The sequence below is a fragment of the Streptomyces sp. NPDC107559 genome (assembly GCF_055657365.1).
In genome coordinates this window covers 48,490-68,674 of record NZ_JBVKBD010000009.1, presented here as the reverse complement: position 1 = coordinate 68,674, position 20,185 = coordinate 48,490, and the positions used below count along the sequence as shown (strand labels likewise).

The window sequence follows — 20,185 nt, the reverse complement described above, 5'->3', positions numbered from 1 at the left end:
GGCCCGATGAGCACACTCCCCCGGGGGAAACAAAAGGGCTGTGGCGACCCGGGGGGCATCCGGTTTACCCCACCCCCCCCCCCCCCCTTTTCCCCCCGCCCCGGCTCTTTCGCGTCCACGACCCCGCGCACCCGCCCGCCTTGCTGTGAGCCAGGTCTCAGTTGTCGGTGCGTCGGCTCTGAAACATTTCCCGTACCCCACCGCATCAATGAGGTGAGGGCAGCACGGCGCAGGCGGGAACCACGACCGGGGGGCACACATGAGGCAGGTCCGTGCGCAGGAGTACGCGGAGTTCGCGGCGGCACGCGCCGGACATCTGTACCGCTCCGCCTGCCTGCTCACCGCCGGGGACACCCATCTCGCCGAGGACCTGGTGCAGGACACCCTCGGCCGCCTCTACACCCGCTGGGGCCGGGTCTCCCGGGCCGACAACCCCGCCGCCTACGCGCAGACCGTCCTCACCCGTACGTTCCTCGCCCACCAGCGGCGCCGCAGCAGCACCGAGCGCGCCATGGACGTCCTGCCCGACCGGGCGGACGGCACCCTCGCCGACCCGTCGCTGCGCCTCACCCTGATGTCGGCGCTCGGCACGCTGCCCGCCAAGGACCGCGCCGTGATCGTCCTGCGCTACTGGGAGGACCGCTCCATCCAGGAGACCGCCGACGCGATGAACGCCAGCTCGGCGGCGGTGCGCACCCGGTGCGTACGGGCCCTGGGCCGGCTGCGGGAACTGCTCGGCGAGGACGTCGGCGCCTACGCCCGCCCCTGACCTCCCCCCACCCTTCCCCGACTGCTCCGACCGTCACCTCCCACTTCACCCCAGACCTCGCGGAAAAGGTGGTTCGTCATGCCCGTGGACCCGTACGACGACCGGTCCGGCGTTCCCGCCGGCGACCCCTTCGAGGACCGGCTCTCCGCCGCACTCCAGGAGACCGGCGGCACCTTCGACACCGACCGGGCCGCGCTCGCGGCCGGCGGCGCGGCCCGCGGCCGGCGGCGCCAGCTGCTGCGCAGGACCGCCGTCGTGGGCAGCGTGGCCGGGATCGCCCTGGTGGGCGTGGGCGGCGCGCTGGTGGCGCCGTGGGGCGGTACGTCCGCCGCGCAGCCGTCGTCGGTGGCCTCCCAGCCGCGCCCGGCCGCGTCCAAGTCCACCTCCGCGTCCGCGGCCTTCTCCCGAGACGACATGATCCGCACGCTGGAGAAGCTGCTCCCCGAGGGCAAGCTCAGCGGGCAGGACGGGCGCGGCACGGACGGCCCGTATCCGCCGTCCGCGCAGGTCGTCTTCGACGACGGCAAGGGCGCCTCGGCGATCTCCGTCGGGGTGGACCGGGTGCGGCCGGGCGGCAAGCAGGCGCGGCAGACGACCCAGTGCCCGGACAGGGTCTTCGTCCTGTTCGACGCCTGCACGACGACGCACCTCGCGGACGACTCCGTCCTCATGGTCCTCCAGGGGTACGAGTACCCCGACAAGCGCGAGGACACGAAGATGTGGACCGCGGACCTGATCACCCCGTCGGGGCAGCACGTGGCCGTGCGGGAGTGGAACGCGGCGGCCGAGAAGGGCTCCCCCGTCACCCGCCCGGAGCCCGCGCTCTCCGTGGCCCGGCTGACGGAACTGGCGGCCGCCAAGGAGTGGCGCGAGATCGCCGACACCCAGGCCGTTCCGCAGGAGCCGGCCGATCCCGCCACTCCGGCGGGTGACGGCAAGGCGATCGTCCGGACCCTCACCGGGCTGCTGCCCAAGGGGATGAAGGTGGTGACGAAGAGCGGGGAGGACACCCAGTTCGCCTACCTCGTCCTCGACGACGGCAAGGGCCGCAGCTACGTCCAGATCAATGTGCAGCCCGGCATGCAGGACCTTGCCGGCGAGCTGTTCGGGGGCGCGGAGAAACTGTCCGATGGCACGCTCGTCACCTCCCGTCAGGGGCCGGGCGAGAAGGGCGGCTCGGGGGTCGTGATGTGGACGGTGGACACCCTGCGGACCGACGGCCTGCGGGTGGTGATCAGCGGCTTCAACGCCGCCAGCCAGCAGACCGACGCCACCCGGGCGACCCCCGCCCTGACGATGAAGCAGCTGCGGACCATCGCCCTCAGCCCGAAGTGGCGCACGCTGGGCTGAGCGGGACGTCCGCCCGACGGCTCCGGTACGTCTAGACGTACTGGAGCCGTACGGTCGCGCCCGCGCCCGCGTCGCGGACGTCGACGTAGGCGCACACCTGCCGGGCGAACCAGAGCCCCTGGCCGGGTTCGAGTCCGGAGACGGGCGGCGGCAGGAAGCCGGCCAGCGGGTCGTCGACCCGGCGGGCCAGACTCAGTTCGGCGACGCAGACGGGCGCCTCGCCCCACAGCAGGGCGCCGGTGACCGGGCCCAGGGCGGCGGCCTCGGTGACGGCCTCGGCGAACAGCTCGGCGTCCACATGGGGCAGTCCGCGGCCGCTGGCCCAGGCGCGTACGGCGTTCTTGGCCACGCCTCCGCGCAGCCGCCGCGCGTCCGGCGAGGGCGGCGGCAGCGGTACGGCGTCCAGTTCGGCGGCCAGCCGCACGGGGTCCACGTAGACCCCGGTGTCGGGGTGGGCGCGCCGGGCCGCGGCGACGACGGCGGATCCGGCGGTGCGGGTGTCGTAGGCGCACAGGACGGTCGTGGCCATCGCCGCGAAGACGAGGTTGGCGAGCGCCTCGTAGCGGATCCACTCGGCGCTCTCGCGGACCGAGCGCCCGGCCCGGCCGCCCCACACCGGCTCCATCAGCAGATGGACGCGGCCGCCGGGCCCGGCGTGGGCGGCGAGGTAACCGGCGCCCTGCGCGACGGCGTTGGCGGCGGAGCCGGTGTACCAGTCGGTGTGCTCGATGAAGCCGACCTCGCGCGCGTCGCCGCCGAGGGTCTCGCGCAGCACCTCCAGGTTGTCCGGGGCGGCGATCACCACGGGCGGCGGTTCACCCGGGGCGCACAGGCCCTCGGCGAGGAAGGGACGGGCGGCGGCGACGAAGTCGTCGTCCGAGCCGAAGACCGCCATACGGTGGTCGAACGGCCCCGGGGCGGCGGGTCGGGTACGGCTCATGGGTCCCCCGTGCTGGACTCCCCTTGCGCGGACGCCCCACTCTCGCCGCGCGCCCCACACCTATGCACGTGCCGATCACACCCTCGGGTGCTCTTTGCCGGGGACCGCGTCACACGACCCGGTCCCGCGTACACTGCGCGGCTTCCTCCCGGCTGGTTCACGTCGCCGATCCATGGCTCACTCTTGACCCGGTCATGACATGAGCCGACGATGGGCGGCACACCCGCACCAGCACGTCGCACTGACCACCCCCCTGGCTCCACTCCCCACTTCCGGCGACCCCGGAATCCCTGGAGAAACAAGGAGATCTCATGCGACTTCGCCTACGCGGCCCGGGCGCCCGGAGCGGCAGGCACGGCGCCGCGCTCGCGGCCCTGATGGCCCTCGCGCTCGCCGCGCCGGTGGCGGCCACGACCACCTCCGCCACCGCCGACAGCGCCCGCACCGCGGCCCCCTCCTCCGACGACATCCGCCAGTACGAGGTCCACGTCGGCCACAGCACCCCGGCCATGCGCACCGCCATCGCCGCGGCCGGCGTGAGCATCGACGAGGCCGACGCGGAGAGCGTCGTCGTCTCCGGCCGCGCGGACCAGATCGGCAGGCTGCGCCAACAGGGTTACGACGTCTCCCCGCTGGGCTCGGCCCCCGACCGCTCCTCGGCCGGCGGCCTGCGGCTCTACGACTTCCCCTCCGCCGACTCGAAGTACCACAACTACGCCGAGACGACGGCGGAGATCGACCAGCGGCTGGCCGCCTACCCGGCCATCATGAGCAAGCGGGTGATCGGGAAGTCGTACCAGGGCCGCGACATCGTCGCCCTCAAGGTCAGCGACAACGTGGCCACCGACGAGTCCGAGCCGGAGGTGCTCCTCACCTTCCACCAGCACGCCCGCGAACACCTCACGGTGGAGATGGCGCTGTACCTGCTCCGCGAACTCGGCGCGGGCTACGGCTCCGACTCCCGCATCACCAACATGGTGAACAACCGCGAGATCTGGATCGTGCCGGACCTCAACCCGGACGGCGGCGAGTACGACATCGCGTCCGGCTCCTACCGCTCCTGGCGCAAGAACCGTCAGCCCAACTCCGGTTCCTCGTACGTCGGTACGGACCTCAACCGCAACTGGAACTACAAGTGGGGCTGCTGCGGCGGCTCTTCGGGATCGGCCTCCTCGGAGACCTACCGCGGCGCGTCGGGCGAGTCCGCGCCCGAGGTGAAGGTCGTCGCCGACTTCGTACGCGGCCGGATCGTCGGCGGGAAGCAGCAGATCACCGCCGGGATCGACTTCCACACGTACAGCGAGCTGGTGCTGTGGCCGTTCGGGTACACGTACAACGACACGGCCACCGGGATGACCGCGGACGACGCCGCCGCGTTCAAGGCCGTCGGGCAGAAGATGGCCGCCAGCAACGGCTACACGGCCGAACAGTCCAGCGATCTGTACATCACCGACGGCACGATCGACGACTATCTCTGGGGCACCCAGAAGATCTTCGACTTCACCTTCGAGATGTACCCGACGTCGAGCTCCGCGGGCGGCTTCTACCCGCCCGACGAGGTGATCGAGCGGGAGACCTCGCGCAACCGGGACGCGGTACTCCAACTCCTGGAGAACGCGGACTGTATGTACCGGTCGATCGGGAAGCAGGCGCAGTACTGCGCCTGAGCGCTCCGCGGGAGGTCCGGTACGTCACCGCACCGGACCTCCCCGGATCGGCTCAGGACTTCGACGCGGTGGACTCGTCCTTCTTGACGTCTTCGCCGTCGGCCTCGGCCTCGTCGGACCTGCCGGCTTCCGCCTTGTCCTCGTCGGACTCGGACTCGGAGTCGGCCTTGGATTCGGCCTTGGATTCGGACAACTCGTCGACGTCGGCGGCCGCTTCGACCTCTTCGGCCCCTTCGGCCTCTTCGACCGCCTCGGGTTCCCCGTCCTCGAAGTAGGCGTCGAGGACCGCGTCCAGCTCGGCCTCCCAGTCCTTGAAACGCGCCCTGGTCGTCGCCTCGATCTCGATCGGGAACCAGCGGCGGTCGGGCGTGTGGACCGTGACGGTGAACCGCCTGCCGAAGCGCGCGGTCTCGGTCTCCACCGCCCCGATCTCGTCCCAGCGGAACTCGCACGCCTGGTCGTCGAGGCTCAGGCGGATGCCCTGGGCGTCGGCGACGATCCGCGCGCGCCGGTCGGACGCCTCGAAGACCGGGCCGTCGACGGCCGGTTCCTCCTCGGCGGTGCCGGGCGCGTCCGAAGAGGCCTCCGCCTCATCGTCCGTGGCGTCCGCCACGTCGTCCGTGGCGTCCGCGGCCGCCTCCGGCTCGCTCTCCTCGGGCGCGGTCTCCTCCGGCTCGTCCGCCGGTCCGGTGTCCTTCGACCCGGCGACGCCAGGCTTGGTGGACAGGGGTGACGTGAGCCCGGGGATGAAGGCCGGGTCGAATCCGGCGCCCTTCAACGGCTCGCCCTCCAGGGGCTGGCTGCTCGAACCTATGCGCTGCTCCACGCGGGCAGTATGGTCGACGATCCTGTGCCGGACACAGTCAGCCCCCAACTTCGTTATACGAAGATGCTCTGGGCGCCCTCGGTGCTCAGTCGAGCACGGCGAGGGCGTCGATCTCGACGAGCAGCCCGGCCGGCAGGCCGACGTAGACGGTCGTACGGGCCGCGGGCGGCTGGGTGAGGCCCTGCTCCTCGAAGTAGGCGTTGTAGATCCGGTTCATCTCGGCGAAGTGGTCGACGTCCGTCAGATAGACCCGGATCATCATCGCGTCCTCCCAGCTCGCGCCGCCCTCCTGAAGGACCGCCTGGACGTTGGCGAGGGTCTGGAGGGTCTGTTCGCGCAGGGTGGGGCCGGCCGGCGTGGGCGGCTCGCCCTCCTCGGCGGGGAGGAAGCCGACCTGGCCGGCGACCTGGAGGATGTTGCCCTTCCTGACGCCGTGCGAGAACCGCGCGGGCGGGGTGCTGTGGGTCTTCGGGGTGAGGGCGGTCTTGTCCGTCATCAACGGTCCTTCGTCGTGGGGGCGGTCATCGGGGATGGTCGGCGGGGGTGGTCATGCGGGGGCGGTCATGCGGGTGGGTGCTTCACGGGCGTTCTGCCGGAGTACTCGCCGCTGATCTCGTCGGCCGTACGGCGTACCAGCGGGAGCAGGGCGAGGAGCTCGTCGGCGGTGACGACGACGTTGGGCGCGGAGACCGACATCGCGGCGACCACGCGGCCGTCGGCGCCACGGATGGGCGCCGCGACGCAGTTGATGGACTCCTCGTGGCCGCCGAGGTCGGTGGCCCAGCCCCGTTCGCGCGCCTGCTCCAGCTCCCGCAGGAACGTGGCGGCGTTGGGTGTCGAACGGGGTGTGTAGAGGGGGTAGTCGAGCTTCTCCGCGAGGGCGCGGCGCTCGGTCTCGGGCAGGTCGGCCAGCAGCAGCTTCGCCACCGCCGCGACCGTCAGCGCCACCGGCCTGCCGATCCGTGAGTACATGCGCACGGGGTAGCGGCTCTCCACCTTGTCGATGTAGAGGACCTCGTCGTCCTCGTACACGGCGAGGTGCACGGTGTGCCCGCAGCTCTCGTTCAGCCGGACCAGGTGGGGGTGGGCGATCTCGCGGATGTCGAGGTTCTCCATCGCCTCCTGGGCGAGCGCGAAGAGGCGGGCGCCGAGGCGGTAGCGCTGGTCGGACTGGCGGTAGACGAGTCCGTGCTCGTGGAGGGTGCGCAGCAGGCGCAGGGCGGTGGACTTGTGGACGCCGAGCCGGTCGGCGACCTGTCCGAGGTCGGCGGGGCCCGCCGCGAGCAGCGGCAGGATGCTCAGCGCGCGGTCGACGGTCTGGCTCATGGGGTGCGTGCCTCCTCCGGCGCCCGGGGTGCGTCCTGGGCGGTCCAGCCGGGTCCTGGTCGAAGTCTCCCCCACGCGGTGTCGTCGAGGGCGGCGAGCCGGTCGGCGTGGTCGCGGGTCGCGGGGACGGCGAGGTCCCCGGGGGCGGTGAGGGCGGCGGCGGCCATGAGGTGGCCGTGGCGCAGCCGGTCGCGGAGGGGCAGTCCGCGCAGGGTGGCGGAGAGGAAGCCGGCCGCGAAGGCGTCACCGGCGCCGACCGCGGCCACGACCTCGACCCGCAGGGCGGGGACGAACAGACCGGCCCCCCGGCCGGTCCTCCCGCGGCGCCCCTCGCCGTCGTCGGCGCCCGTCCCGCGGCGCCCATCACCACCGTCGGCGGCCGTCCCGCGGCGCCCATCACCGCCGTCGCCGCCCGTCCCGCGGCGCCCATCACCACCGTCGGCGCCCGTCTCGCCGTGACTCCCGTCACCCGGCTCACCGCCGTTCTCGGCGCCCGTTCCGGCGCCCGGCCCGCCCGCCTCCTCGGAGAAGGCGGTCGCCCCTCTGTCGCCCTGTTTGACGACGAGGACGGCGGGGCCGGGGAACGCGGCGCGGACGGCCTCGGGGCCCTCCAGACCCCACAGCTCCCGCGCCTCGTCCTCGCCGACGAACACGATGTCGGCGTCCTGGGCCAGTTCCCGCAGCACCCGCGGCCCGTCGGCGTCCCGCCACAGTGCGGGCCGGTGGTTGACGTCGAAGGAGACCAGCGGGCGCGGGCCCGCCGGCGGGCGGCGGGTGATCAGCTCGCGCAGCAGGGCGCGGCAGTCGCCGGAGAGGGCCGCGGTGATCCCGGTCAGGTGCAGCACCCGTCCGGCGCGTGCCGCGCGCAGGTCGACGTTGTGCACGGACATCGCCGAGGCGGCGGAACCGGCCCGGTAGTAGGCCACCTCGTGCGCGTCGCTCGCCCGGTCCTGGGCGGTACGGAAGTAGACGCCGGTCGGCCGGTCCGGGTCGCGCGGTACGGACGTGACGTCGACACCGTGGGAGCCGATCGCCTCCACCAGATGGTCGCCGAAGCCGTCGGCGCCGACCCGGCCGACCCAGCGCGTGGAGTGGCCCGCGGCCGCCAGCGCGCAGACCACGTTCGACTCGGCGCCGCCGATGGCGCGGTCGAAGGAGGGCACGTCGGCGAGGCGGCCGGGCCGGGAGGGCAGGAACGTGACCATGGACTCGCCGAGCGCCACGACATCCACCAGGTCGGGGGCGTTGCGGGGTCCGGCTGCGGCCACGATCGTCGTAACTCCTCGGTCCTGGGGGTACGACGGCTTCGTTGACCCCGCGTCGGCCGAGATGTTAGACAGCAGTGAGCGATATACGCAACGAGCGTTGCGCTATATGCAACGCATCAGATCAGGAGGTCCCATGGGCACCGAGGCGCTCGCCCGCCTGGCCGAGGAACGCGTCGACCACCGCTTCAAGGGACTCCCGCCCGACGCCGACGGGCTCACCGTCGGCGAGCTGGCCGCCCAGCGCCGCAACCTGTTCACCGGCGGATTCGCCACCCCGGTCCTGGCGCTGTCGGCCGAGCGGCTGGAGCACAACCTGAAGCTGATGGAGACGTACGCGGCCCGGCACGGGCTGGCCTTCGCCCCGCACGGCAAGACCACCATGGCGCCCCAGCTCTTCCAGCGGCAGATCGACCACGGCGCCTGGGGCATCACCCTGGCCGTGCCGCACCAGGTACGGGTGGCGCGGGCGTTCGGCGTCGAGCGGGTCTTCCTCGCCAACGAGCTGGTGGACGCGGCCGCGCTGCGCTGGACCGCCGCCGAGCTGGCCGCCGACCCCGCCTTCCGGCTCGTCTGCTACGTCGACTCCGTGCGCGGGGTGGAGCTGATGGGCGCGGCGCTGGCGGGGGCGGCGCGGCCGGTGGACGTGGTGGTGGAGCTGGCGGCCGGCGAGGGCGCGCGCACCGGCGTGCGTACGGAGGCGCAGTGCGTGGCGGTCGCCGACGCGGTGGCGGCCGTACCGGAGCTGCGGCTGGCCGGGGTGGCGGGCTACGAGGGCGAGGTGCCCCAGGCGACCCCGGAGCGGGTGCGGGCCTGGCTGCGCCGTCTGGTGGCGCTGGCCGTGGACCTCGACAAGGCGGGGCACTTCGGCGGCGTGGACGAGATCGTCGTCAGCGCGGGCGGCAGCGCCTGGTTCGACGCGGTCGCCGAGGTGTTCGCCGAGATCCCCGAGCTCTCCTCGCCCGTGCTGAAGCTGCTGCGCTCGGGCGCCTACATCTCGCACGACGACGGCCACTACCGCAGGCTGACCCCCTTCAACCGGGTTCCCGAGGAGGGCGCCCTGGAGCCCGCGTTCCGGCTGTGGACCCAGGTGGTCTCGCGCCCGTCCGCCGAGCAGGCCTTCGTCAACGCGGGCAAGCGCGACGCGGCCTACGACCTCGATCTGCCCGTCGCCCAAGTGGTGCGCAGGGACGGCGTCGAGCGGCCCGCCACCGGCATCGAGGTCACCGCGCTGTCCGACCAGCACGCCTGGCTGCGGACGTCCCCGGAGGCCGATCTGGAGGTGGGCGACTGGGTGGGCCTGGGACTGTCCCACCCGTGCACGTCCTTCGACAAGTGGCCGCTGATCCCGGTCGCCGAGGCGGACGGCACGGTCGTCGACTGCGTCCGCACGTTCTTCTGAGTCCGGGCCGGAAGGGGACGGGAGGGGGCGGCATGGAGAACCTCGTCATCCGGGACGCGGACGTCGTGGACGGCACCGGCGCGGACGCGTACCGCGCCGATGTGGTCGTGGACGACGGCAGGATCGTCTCGATCGTCAAGGAGGCCGCCGCGGCGGGCTGCCAGCGCCCCCGGGCGCGCCGGGAGCTGGACGCCGAGGGGCTCGTGCTGTCCCCCGGCTTCATCGACATGCACGCCCACAGCGACCTGGCACTGCTGCGCGACCCCGACCACTCGGCGAAGGCCGCGCAGGGCGTCACGCTGGAGGTGATCGGCCAGGACGGGCTGTCGTACGCCCCCGTCGACGACCGCACCCTGGCCGAGGTGCGCCGGGCGATCACCGGCTGGAACGGGTACGGCGACGACGTCGACTTCGACTGGCGGTCGGTGGGCGGGTATCTCGACCGGCTGGACCGGGGCATCGCCGTGAACGCGGCCTATCTCGTGCCCCAGGGCACGGTCCGCGCGCTCGTCGTCGGCTGGGAGGACCGCCCGGCAACGCCCGGGGAGCTGGAGCGGATGCGGCGGCTGGTCGCCGAGGGCCTCGAACAGGGCGCGGTCGGTCTCTCCTCCGGGCTCACCTACACCCCCGGCATGTACGCCGGGGACGCCGAACTGACGGAACTGTGCCGGGTGGTGGCGCGCTACGGCGGCTACTACGCCCCGCACCACCGCTCCTACGGGGCCGGTGCGCTGGAGGCGTACGCGGAGATGGTGGACCTGGCCCGAAAGGCCGGCTGCGCGCTCCATCTCACCCACGCCACCATGAACTTCGGCGTGAACGAGGGGCGGGCGCCCGAGCTGCTGGCGCTGCTGGACGAGGCGCTGGCCGGCGGCGCCGACCTCACCCTCGACACCTACCCCTACACCCCCGGCTGCACGACCCTGGTGGCACTGCTGCCGAGCTGGGCGGGCGAGGGCGGCCCCGAGGAACTCCTGCGGCGGCTGGCGGACGACGCGACCGCCGAGCGGATCCGCCACGACCTGGAGGTCACCGGCGCGGACGGCTGCCACGGCGTGCCCGTCGACTGGGACACGGTCGAGATCTCGGGGGTCGCCGACCCGGCGCTCGGCGAGTTCGTCGGCCGTACGGTCCTCGCGTCGGCGCGGCTGCGCGGCGAGGCCCCCTGGGACGCCGCCCGCGGGCTGCTGCTCGCGGACCGGCTGGGCCCGACGGTCCTGCAGCACGTGGGGCACGAGGAGAACGTCCGGGCGATCATGCGGCACCGGGTCCACACCGGCGGCTCGGACGGCATCCTGACGGGCACCAAACCGCACCCGCGGGCGTACGGCACCTTCCCGCACTACCTCGGGCGGTACGTGCGGGAGCTGGGGGTGCTGTCGCTGGAGGAGTGCGTGGCCCACCTCACCGGACGCCCGGCGGTCCGGCTGAGGCTGCCGGACCGCGGGCTGGTCCGCGAGGGGTACCGGGCCGACCTGGTGCTGTTCGACCCGGCGACGGTCGCGGCGGGCTCGACGTACGACGCCCCGCGCACGCCGCCGACGGGCATCCCGCACGTCCTGGTCGACGGCCGCTTCGTGATCGAGGACGGCCGCCGGACCGACGTACTGGCGGGGCGGGCGGTCCGCAGGACTCCCCGGTGACCGCCCGCCGCTCACCCGGCCGCCGCTACGGCTTGGGCAGGGTGCACGCGCTCGCGCTCAGGTTGAGCTTGTTGCCGGTCGTGAAGCAGGCCGGGATCTGGTAGGTCTCCTGCGCGTAGTTGATGCCCTTGCGGACGGTCACGTTGCCGCTCGCGTCGACCTCGCAGGGGTTGTTCTCCGTGCAGGTCGCGCCGTCCTCGTTGCCCGTGTTGTTGACCGCGACCACCTTGTTGGTGGCCTGGTCGATGACCGGGGAGCCGGAGGTGCCGCCGATCGTCTGGCAGGCGGAGGTGTAGCGGACCGAGTCCTTCCAGGTCCAGTCGCCTTCCTTCAGGCGGTACACGAACCCGTCGATGTTGCAGCTGTAGTACCGCTTCCAGTACCCGGAGGCGACGGTGATGGCGGTACCGGCGACCGGGTGGGTGTCGGCGAGGGTCAGCGGGCTGATGCCGTAGGAGCTCAGGATCGTCGCGTAGGTGCTGGTGAGCTGGTAGATCGTGATGTCGGTGTCCGTCATCGTCGAGTACGCGACCTTGCTCGCCCGCAGGGTCGCCACCCTGGTGCCCGCGGAGTTGAGCAGTCCGAAGGTGCGGCTGGACGACTGGCCGACGATCACCTCGCCGGGCTCCGGGAAGCCGGTCTCCAGGCAGTGGCCGTTGGTGAGCACCAGCGCGGGGTCGGTGGACACGGAGTTCGGGAAGCGGATCACCGAGCCCGAGCAGTTGCTGAGCGAGACGGTGCCCGCGAAGGTGACGGCCTGGAGCGTGGGGGCGGCGGCCGTCCGCGTGGGGGCGGCGGCACTGCCGACGGACGCGGGCGCCTCGGGTGCGGGGGCGGCGACCGCGGGTGCCGCGCCCGCCCCGGCGATCACCAGGGCGAGGAGCGCGGCGACGAGAGGCTTTCTCATGTGGGGGTCCCCTCTTACGACGGAGGCGACCGGAGATCTTCCGGCCACCACTGTTTTGTCATGTGCATTGTTATGACAGAGGGGCGCATGGGCAACGAGTGCTTTCCGGCCGGGGGTGGCCGAATCTCGGCCGAATGACAGGGGGAGGAATCACCTGATATCGGCTGAAAAACCTGAGTGGTTGGATCTGGGACGAACGGCTGGACGGCGACCGAGGGAGCCGGGGCGACCGGGGGTGGCCGGGGCGACCGGGGGTGGCCGGGGCGACCGGGGGTGGCCGGGGGCCGAGGGGCGTGCGGAGCCGGGGCGACCGGGGGCGGCCGGGGTGGCCCGTGCGGCCAGGACGCCCCGGAGGCGACCGGAACACCCCGGAGTCCCGCACTGGTCCGCGGGCCGAGCGCACCGCGGGCGCGACGCACCGCGGGCAGAGCACACCCCAGGCCCGGCGCACCGCGAGCCGAGCGCACCGGAGGCGCGACGCACCCCAGGCGCGACGCACCGCGGGCCGAGCACACCGCAGGCCCGGCGCGCCAACGGCCCGGCGTGCCGCAGGCCGGGCCGTCAGTTCTCGTCGCCGCCGCCGTGGCCCCAGCCGTGGCCGTGGCCGTGGCCGCGGGTGGGCTGGGTCGTGACCGGGGCGCTGACCGTGGGGGTGGCGGAGGGGGTCGTCGGGGTGGAGGCGGAGGCCGGGGACCCCTCGCTCCCACCCGGGGACGCCGAGGCGCTCGCCGACCGGCTCGCGGAGGGCGTGGCGGAGGCCGACCGCGTGGCGGCCGGGGCGCTGCTCGAAGCCGTCGAGGACGCGGGGGCGGCGGAGGGCGTCACCCCTTCGGGGTCCTTCACCGTGACCGCGGCCGTACCCGTCTCCGGGTCCTCCGGCGCGGCGGACCCCCCGGCCGTGCCGTCCCGTTCGCTGCCCGCGCCGCCGGAGCCGGTGAAGGAGAGTCCGGCCAGCACCGCCGCCACGGACACGACCCCCGCCGCACCGGCGACGATCGCCGTCCGGCGCCTGCGCACGGCACCCTGCTTGCGCCGGGACCGGCGGCCGGGACCCGCGGGCGCCAGGGACGCGACGGCCGGCACGGGCGGCGCGTACGGCGTGGAGTACCCGTCCTGCCCGGCCCCGGCCCCGTCCGGATGCCCGTCGGCCTCCGGGTACCCGTCCGCGCCCTGGGACCCGTCGTCAGCGGGATGGCCGCCCTCCACGGGATACCCGGAGTGCTCCGGATCCTCCGGCCGGCCGGGATAGCCGGGATGCCCGGGATATGCGGGATGCCCGGGATATCCGGGCGGTATTTCGCCATCCACCAGCACCGGCAGCTCGCGCGTCTGGTCGTACGAGTTCGTCCAGCCGTGCGCTGCCGCGGGATCGGCGTACTCCTCGTACGCCGGAGCCGGAGCGGCCTGCGGCCGGTACACGTTCGGGTGCGCCGCGGGCTCCACTCCGAGGTGGGCGCCGGACGCGCCGGCCGGGTCGGCTGCGGCATGGGGGCCGTACGCCCCGTCCTGGCGCTGAGATGGGGTGGACATGATCGCGGATTCTAGGTACAGGCGGGGCTCCAGTGACAGCTCTCGGCGATACCCGCACAAACCGACTTGTCTCACGTGGCGGAAAACACGACCCAAGAAGCGTTATCGAGCCGTAAGCTCACGGACATGCAGGTGATCCAGTCGACCAAGCTCGCCAACGTCTGTTACGAGATCCGGGGCCCGGTGCTCGAGGAGGCGATGCGGCTGGAGGCGGCAGGGCACCGGATCCTCAAGCTGAACACCGGCAATCCGGCCGCCTTCGGCTTCGAGTGCCCGCCGGAGATCCTGGAGGACATCCTCCGCAACGTCTCCACGGCGCACGGCTACGGCGACGCGAAGGGCCTGCTGGCCGCCCGCAGGGCCGTCGTCATGCACAACCAGACCCTCGGCATCGAGACGGACGTCGAGCACGTCTTCATCGGCAACGGCGTCTCCGAGCTGATCGTGATGGCGATGCAGGGCCTGCTGGACGACGGCGACGAGGTCCTCGTACCGGCCCCCGACTACCCCCTGTGGACCGCGGCCGTCTCCCTGTCCGGCGGCACGGCCGTGCACTACCGGTGCGACGAGCAGTCCGACTGGATGCCCGACCTCGCGGACGTGGAACGGAAGATCACCGACCGCACCAAGGCGATCGTCATCATCAACCCGAACAACCCGACGGGTGCGGTCTACGACGAGGCGATGCTCAGGGGCCTGACGGACATCGCCCGCCGCCACAACCTGCTGGTCTGCTCGGACGAGATCTACGACAAGATCCTCTACGACGGCGCCACCCACACCCCGACCGCCGCGATCGCGCCCGACCTGCTGACCCTCACCTTCAACGGCATGTCGAAGGCCTACCGGGTGGCCGGCTACCGCGTCGGCTGGATGTCGATCTCCGGCCCCCGCGCGCACGCCCAGTCCTACATCGAGGGCCTGACGATCCTGGCGAACATGCGCCTGTGCGCGAACATGCCAGGCCAGCACGGCGTGGTCGCCGCGCTCAGCGGCCGCCAGACGATAAACGACCTGGTGCTGCCGGGCGGGCGCCTGAAGGAGCAGCTGGACACCGCCTACGAGCTGCTGACGCAGATCCCCGGCGTGACCTGTGTGCGGCCGAAGGGGGCGCTGTACCTCTTCCCGCGCCTGGACCCCAAGGTCTTCAAGATCAAGGACGACCGGCAGATGGTCCTCGACCTGCTGCGCAGCGAGAAGATCATGGTCGTCCAGGGCACCGGCTTCAACTGGCCCGAGCCCGATCACTTCCGGGTGGTGACCCTGCCGTCGGTCGGGGACCTCCAGGACGCGATCGGCCGGATCGGCACCTTCCTGGACGGCTACAGCCAGCTCTGACGGCGTCCGGGCGGGAGCGACGGCGGCCGGCGGCGGCCCTGTTTTCCCGAACGGTGCAACTTTAGACGAAATCCAAGCTAGGATGGTTTCCTGTCAGAGCACAGGAGACCATCCCATGTACGAACCGATCCGCACCAAGTCGGTCCACAGCACGATGGACGGCAACACCTCCGACTTCCCTCACCGCTCCCGCGAGGAGGAGCTGGACATCCAGCTCGCCGGCCATCTCGCGGCACTGCTCGCCGTCACGGACGAACTGCGCGGCACCGACCCGTCGGCCGATCTCGACACCGCGGCCGACCGTCTCACCCAGCAGGTGACCCGACTGCGCGCGGGCCACGCGCCGGTCCGCGCCGCGGTGGCCGCCGGCGACGAGCGGCAGCGCGCGGCGCTGCACGAGCGGGCCCACACGCTCGCGGGCCGTGCCCTCGTCGTCGCCGCGTCCCGCGCCGACACGGCGGCGGCCATCCTGGCGGCGGAGCGCATGGACGCGCACGCCGCGGCGGCGGCGCAGCGTCCGGAGCTGAGCGCCGCCGGCTGACACCCCCTCACCGGGGCCCCGAACGGCCCCGGTCCGCGTGCACCCGTAGCGACGCGCGGACCGGGCGCCCTGTTTCTCCCGTCGGACTCCCGTCCTCCCGTTGCATACCGGGAACACCACTTCACCGCGCGTTCATCCGACCCGCCCAGGAATGTAGGGTTCCGCGAGCACAGTCCCCCGCGTGAGACGCATCGCAGGAATAGTCCTCGCGGTACTGCTGATCGGCGGAGTGGTGGCTGCCGTCGTCGCGGGCCGGGAACACGGGGACAAGGGCACGGCAACGAAGACCGTGCGCATCGTGATCGGGTCGGAGAAGGCCGAGTTCTTCGCCGATCCGGACGTGGTGAAGGCCCTCGCCGCCAAGGGCTACACCGTGCAGGCGGAGACCTCCGGGTCATGGGCCATGGAAGGCCTCGACCTCGAGGGGTACGACGTCGCCTTCCCGTCCAGCCAGGCCCCGGCCGCCGAACTCGCCGCGAAGTACAAGGTGCGCGGGACGCTGCCCCGCCCGTTCTACTCGCCCCTCGTCGTCGTGGCCCACCGCGGCGCCGCCGAGGTGCTCGCCGGCAACGGGCTCGCCACGCTCGACGGCAAGAACCGCGGCATCCTGAAGATGGCCGCCTACCTCGACGCCGCCCGGCACGACCGGACCTGGCAGCAGCTCAAGGGGGCCGCCAAGTACGGGGAGCTGACCGGCACCCTCTACATCTCCAGCACCGACCCGGAGACCTCCAACTCGGGCGCCCTCTACCTCGCCGCGGCCTCCTACGTCGCCGACGGCGGCCGGGTGGTGTCCAGCGACGCCGACATCGCGCGCACCGCGCCCCTGCTACACAAGCTGGTCAGCGTCCAGGGCGCCCAGCAGTCCAGCAGCGACGCGAACTTCCGGGACTTCATCAGCGGCGCCGGCAACCCGCTCGTCCTGGTCTACGAGTCCCAGGTCGCCTCCCTGCTCGGTCAACAGCACGACCCCGGGGACCTGGTCGTCCTCTACCCGGACACCACCGTCAACAGCGACCACACCGTCGTACCGCTGACCGAGAACGGCCGCGGTCTGGCCGAACTCCTCGGCACCGACCCGCTGTTGCGCAAGCTGGCCGTGCGGCACGGGTTCCGGCCACAGGGCGACACCGACGAGTTCACGGCGGCGGCCGCCGGCCACACCGCCTATCTCAAGCAGCAACTGACCGGCGTCCGGCAGGCGCCCGTGCCCACCTCGAAGGTGCTGCACGAACTGGCGCGCCGGGCCCGCGGATGAACGGGGGGAACCACATGACCACTGCGGAGAACGACTTCACGCTCAGCCCGCCCGAGGCCGTCGCGCCGGTGCCGCGGGAGAAGGCCGGCGGGCTCGTCCCCGTGGACGACCGGGTCCGTACGGAGATGGCCGCCAAGGCCACCGCCTACATCGAGGGCCTGACCGCGCTGGACGCCCGCTCGCCCGAGTTCGCGGGCAAGGTCGGGGAGATCACCGCGCTCGGCGCCGGGGAGATGCGCACCGCCACCGCGCAGTCCAACCGGATGCTGGAGCGCGCCGTGCGCAGCCTGCCCGACAAGGGCGGCGACGCCCAGTCGAAGGTCGCGGGCTCGCTCGTCGAACTGCGGCGCGTGGTCGAGGACCTGGACCCGCGCGACCTGTCCGCCAACAAGGGGCGCAAGTTCCTCTCCCGGCTGCCCGGCGGCAACAAGCTGCGCGACCACGTCGCCAAGTACGCCTCGGCACAGGGCACGTTGAACAAGATCGTGGGCTCGCTGCGCGGCGGACAGGACGAACTGCGGCGCGACAACGCCGCGTTGCAGACCGAGCGGGTGCGGCTGTGGGAGACCATGGGCAAGCTCCAGGAGTACGTGGTGCTGACCCAGGCCCTGGACACGGCCGTCGAGCAGCACATCGCCGGGGTGGAGGCGACCGAGCCCGAACAGGGCGACACCCTGCGCGCGGACGTGCTCTTCCCGGTCCGGCAGAAGCAGCAGGACCTGCTGACCCAGCTCGCGGTGTGCGCACAGGGCTACCTCGCCATGGACGTCGTACGCCGCAACAACGACGAGCTGATCAAGGGCGTCGACCGGGCGGCCACGACCACCGTGTCGGCGCTGCGCATCTCGGTGATGCTGGCCTCCGCCCTCGACCACCAGAAGAAGGTCGTCGACCAGGTCAACGCCCTGCGCGGGACGACCGAGGACCTCATCCGGGGCAACGCGGAGATGCTCGCCACGCAGAGCGGGGAGATCCAGCGGATCGCGGCCGACCCGGCGGTGGGCGCGGAGACCCTGCGCGCGGCCTTCCAGCAGATCTACCGCACCCTCGACGCCATCGACACCTACAAGGTCCAGGCGACCGAGGTGATGGCGACGACCGTGGAGTCCCTGACCTCGGAGCTCCAGAGCGCGAGCTCGTACCTGGAGCGCAGCCGCTCGCAGAGCGCGCTGGAGGGAGGCCTCGGATGAGACGTGGTCTGACCGCGGCCCTGGCCGCGCTGTCCGCGCTGTCCCTGCTGACGGCGTGTTCGACGGAGCAGCAGAAGAATCCCGACGCGCCCGAACCCGGCACCGTCCGCGTCCTCGCCTCCAGCGAGCTCGGCGACATGACACCGGTGCTGGAGCAGGTCCGCAAGGACACCGGCCTCACCGTCCGCCCCACCTACATGGGCACGCTGGACGCCGTGGACCTGCTCGCCAAGGGCAAGGCGGACAGCCGCTTCGACGCGGTGTGGCTGTCCTCGAACGCCTATCTGCGGCTGCGCCCCGACGCGGCGAAGAAGGTCGTGTCCGAGACCCCGATCATGTCGAGCCCGGTGGCGATAGGGGTGAAGACACGGACGGTGAACTCGCTGGGCTGGCAGCCCGACCACGTCACCTGGTCGCAGGTCGAGAAGGCCGTCGCGGACGGCAGGCTCACCTACGGCATGACCGACCCGGCCCGCTCCAACTCCGGCTTCTCCACGCTGATCTCGGTCGCCTCCGCGCTCTCCGGCGCCCAGTCGGCGCTCACCGACGCCGATGTCGCCAAGGCCACCCCGCGGCTGAAGGAGTTCTTCCGGGGGCAGAAGCTGACCTCGGGGTCCTCGGGCTGGCTGGCGAGCGCGTACACCCGGCGCGGGAACGTCGACGCGCTGCTCAACTACGAGTCCGTCCTCAAGGGCATCCCGGGCCTGACCGTGATCCGCCCCACGGACGGGGTGGTCACCGCCGACTACCCGCTCTCCTCGCTGGCGGCCTCGAACGCGGCGGCCCGTGCGGACGTCCGCCGCCTCGCCGACGACCTGCGCACCGACGCCGTGCAGCGGCTCATCACCGAGCGCACCCACCGCCGGCCGGTCGTGGCCTCGGTGGCCCCGGCCGCCGGTCTCGACACCTCCAGGCGGCGCGAACTGCCCTTCCCCGGCAGTCGTTCCGTCGCCGACGGGCTGCTCGACTCCTACGAGAACGAGCTGCGCCGGCCCTCCCGGACGGTGTACGTCCTGGACACCTCCGGCTCGATGGAGGGCGACCGGCTGTCCCGGCTGAAGAAGGCGCTCACCGATCTGACCGGCGACTTCCGCGACCGCGAGGAGGTCACGCTGATGCCGTTCGGGTCGGAGGTGAAGAGCGCACGGACCCATGTCGTCAACCCGTCCGACCCGCAGCGCGGGCTCGCCGCGATCCGCAAGGACACCAGGTCCCTGGAGGCCGACGGCGAGACCGCGATCTACACCTCGCTGGAGAAGGCCTACGACCATCTCGCCACCGACAGCGACACGTTCACGTCGATCGTGCTGATGACGGACGGCGAGAACACCACCGGCGCCGAGGCCGGCGACTTCGACGCCTTCTACCGCAGGCTCGGCGCCGCCCGGCGGGACATCCCCGTCTTCCCCATCCTCTTCGGCGACTCCGACCGCGATGAGCTCGCGCACATCGCCGACCTGACCGGCGGCCGCCTCTTCGACGCCCAGCAGGGCTCGCTGGACGGCGCCTTCGAGGAGATCCGTGGCTACCAGTAAGTTCCTCGGGTACCTGGAGAGCCGCAAGAACATCACCGGCGCCGCCTGCGGGATCGCCGGTCTGGCGCTGACCTTCACGGGGGTGGCGGGCCCGTACTGGCCGGTCGTGGTCGCGGGCCTGTACGGCGCGGGCGCGCTGATCGCCCCGCCGGAGCGGCCGCCGCTGCCCGACTTCCCGGATCCGTCCGCGCAGCTGGACGAGGTACGTGCCGACTTCGGGAAGCTGCGCGACTATCTCGCGGACGTCGAGCTGCCGCCCGCCGCCGCGGGCCGGCTGACCGAACTGAACGAGCTGCTCACCGCGTTGCTCGACCCCGGCTGGGTCACCGAGCTGCTCGCCCAGGACCCGGAGGGCGTGCACACGCTCTCCCGGGCGGTACGGCAGGACCTGCCGGAGGCCGTCGACACCTTCGTACGGACCCGGTGGTGGACGCGGCTGGCACCCGGCCAGGAGCCGCCGGAACGGCATCTGGAGCGGCAGCTGACACTGCTGCACGAGGAGGCGGACCGGCTGGCGGCGAGTCTGCGGGAGGCGGAGGCGCGGCGGCAGGAGTCGCACACGCGCTATCTGGAGGACCGCTCGCAGTAGCGGGGCCGGTGCCCGTCGGGGAAAGGGCCGGTGCCCGGAAAAGGGCGAAGGCCCGCCGCCGGTTCCCCGTCAGGGCGGACGGGGACACGGCGGCAGGCCTCGAGCCGCG

General features: G+C 72.6%; 18 protein-coding genes. 11 read left to right on the top strand and 7 right to left on the bottom strand.

What is annotated here, in order from left to right:
* The first annotated feature begins 259 nt into the window (after positions 1-259).
* Positions 260-769, top strand: coding sequence for a SigE family RNA polymerase sigma factor (locus ACZ7OY_RS25555; protein ID WP_471913525.1), 510 nt, complete (start codon positions 260-262; stop codon positions 767-769).
* 78 nt (positions 770-847) lie between these two features.
* Complete coding sequence (locus ACZ7OY_RS25550; protein ID WP_471913524.1) at positions 848-2,119, top strand: hypothetical protein; 1,272 nt, start codon at positions 848-850, stop codon at positions 2,117-2,119.
* Positions 2,120-2,150: 31 nt separating this feature from the next.
* Here the strand turns inward: ACZ7OY_RS25550 and ACZ7OY_RS25545 are convergent, their stop codons facing one another.
* Positions 2,151-3,059, bottom strand: a complete 909-nt coding sequence (locus ACZ7OY_RS25545; protein ID WP_471913523.1) for an anti-sigma factor RsbA family regulatory protein — start codon at positions 3,057-3,059, stop codon at positions 2,151-2,153.
* A gap of 311 nt (positions 3,060-3,370) precedes the next feature.
* Between ACZ7OY_RS25545 and ACZ7OY_RS25540 the strand changes: the two genes are divergently transcribed.
* Entirely contained in the window at positions 3,371-4,726 is a 1,356-nt protein-coding gene (locus ACZ7OY_RS25540; RefSeq protein ID WP_471913522.1) for a M14 family metallopeptidase, read from the top strand.
* A gap of 52 nt (positions 4,727-4,778) precedes the next feature.
* Here ACZ7OY_RS25540 and ACZ7OY_RS25535 read toward each other — a convergent pair whose 3' ends face one another.
* The 4 genes from ACZ7OY_RS25535 to ACZ7OY_RS25520 all read right to left on the bottom strand — a co-directional run bounded on the left by ACZ7OY_RS25535 (position 4,779) and on the right by ACZ7OY_RS25520 (position 8,083).
* The gene (locus tag ACZ7OY_RS25535; protein ID WP_471913521.1) at positions 4,779-5,552 is read right to left on the bottom strand and encodes a hypothetical protein; all 774 of its coding nucleotides are present in this window, start codon (positions 5,550-5,552) and stop codon (positions 4,779-4,781) included.
* A gap of 85 nt (positions 5,553-5,637) precedes the next feature.
* Positions 5,638-6,048: a RidA family protein gene (locus ACZ7OY_RS25530; RefSeq protein ID WP_471913520.1), complete on the bottom strand. Its 411-nt coding sequence runs from the start codon at positions 6,046-6,048 to the stop codon at positions 5,638-5,640.
* Positions 6,049-6,113: 65 nt separating this feature from the next.
* Positions 6,114-6,878, bottom strand: a complete 765-nt coding sequence (locus ACZ7OY_RS25525) for an IclR family transcriptional regulator (protein WP_471913519.1) — start codon at positions 6,876-6,878, stop codon at positions 6,114-6,116.
* Positions 6,875-8,083 carry a sugar kinase gene (locus ACZ7OY_RS25520; protein WP_471913745.1) on the bottom strand — a complete coding sequence of 403 codons (1,209 nt, stop codon included), beginning with the start codon at positions 8,081-8,083 and terminating at the stop codon, positions 6,875-6,877. The genes ACZ7OY_RS25525 and ACZ7OY_RS25520 overlap by 4 nt, the downstream gene beginning before the upstream one ends.
* A 196-nt stretch (positions 8,084-8,279) precedes the next feature.
* Here ACZ7OY_RS25520 and ACZ7OY_RS25515 point away from each other — a divergent pair, with 196 nt between their 5' ends.
* The gene (locus ACZ7OY_RS25515; RefSeq protein ID WP_471913518.1) at positions 8,280-9,545 is read left to right on the top strand and encodes an amino acid deaminase; all 1,266 of its coding nucleotides are present in this window, start codon (positions 8,280-8,282) and stop codon (positions 9,543-9,545) included.
* A gap of 32 nt (positions 9,546-9,577) precedes the next feature.
* On the top strand, positions 9,578-11,188 hold the full coding sequence (locus tag ACZ7OY_RS25510; protein WP_471913517.1) for an N-acyl-D-amino-acid deacylase family protein: 1,611 nt from the start codon (positions 9,578-9,580) through the stop codon (positions 11,186-11,188).
* A 25-nt stretch (positions 11,189-11,213) separates the two neighbouring features.
* On the opposite strand, the gene ACZ7OY_RS25505 is transcribed toward ACZ7OY_RS25510, so the two are convergent.
* A complete protein-coding gene (locus ACZ7OY_RS25505) occupies positions 11,214-12,095 on the bottom strand; it encodes a S1 family peptidase (RefSeq protein WP_471913516.1) in 882 nt (293 codons plus the stop codon).
* 561 nt (positions 12,096-12,656) lie between these two features.
* Entirely contained in the window at positions 12,657-13,625 is a 969-nt protein-coding gene (locus ACZ7OY_RS25500; RefSeq protein ID WP_471913515.1) for a hypothetical protein, read from the bottom strand.
* A gap of 126 nt (positions 13,626-13,751) precedes the next feature.
* Here ACZ7OY_RS25500 and ACZ7OY_RS25495 point away from each other — a divergent pair, with 126 nt between their 5' ends.
* The 6 genes from ACZ7OY_RS25495 to ACZ7OY_RS25470 all read left to right on the top strand — a co-directional run bounded on the left by ACZ7OY_RS25495 (position 13,752) and on the right by ACZ7OY_RS25470 (position 20,076).
* Positions 13,752-14,963 (top strand): pyridoxal phosphate-dependent aminotransferase, encoded by a 1,212-nt coding sequence (locus ACZ7OY_RS25495; RefSeq protein WP_471913514.1) that lies wholly within the window; start codon positions 13,752-13,754, stop codon positions 14,961-14,963.
* A gap of 115 nt (positions 14,964-15,078) precedes the next feature.
* Entirely contained in the window at positions 15,079-15,504 is a 426-nt protein-coding gene (locus tag ACZ7OY_RS25490; RefSeq protein WP_471913513.1) for an SCO4983 family protein, read from the top strand.
* A gap of 181 nt (positions 15,505-15,685) precedes the next feature.
* The gene (locus tag ACZ7OY_RS25485) at positions 15,686-16,762 is read left to right on the top strand and encodes a substrate-binding domain-containing protein (RefSeq protein ID WP_471913512.1); all 1,077 of its coding nucleotides are present in this window, start codon (positions 15,686-15,688) and stop codon (positions 16,760-16,762) included.
* 14 nt (positions 16,763-16,776) lie between these two features.
* Positions 16,777-17,952 (top strand): toxic anion resistance protein, encoded by a 1,176-nt coding sequence (locus ACZ7OY_RS25480; RefSeq protein ID WP_471913511.1) that lies wholly within the window; start codon positions 16,777-16,779, stop codon positions 17,950-17,952.
* Positions 17,949-19,487: a vWA domain-containing protein gene (locus ACZ7OY_RS25475; protein WP_471913510.1), complete on the top strand. Its 1,539-nt coding sequence runs from the start codon at positions 17,949-17,951 to the stop codon at positions 19,485-19,487. Before ACZ7OY_RS25480 ends, ACZ7OY_RS25475 begins: the two co-directional genes overlap by 4 nt.
* On the top strand, positions 19,474-20,076 hold the full coding sequence (locus ACZ7OY_RS25470) for a hypothetical protein (RefSeq protein ID WP_471913509.1): 603 nt from the start codon (positions 19,474-19,476) through the stop codon (positions 20,074-20,076). Before ACZ7OY_RS25475 ends, ACZ7OY_RS25470 begins: the two co-directional genes overlap by 14 nt.
* The last annotated feature ends 109 nt before the right edge of the window (positions 20,077-20,185 follow it).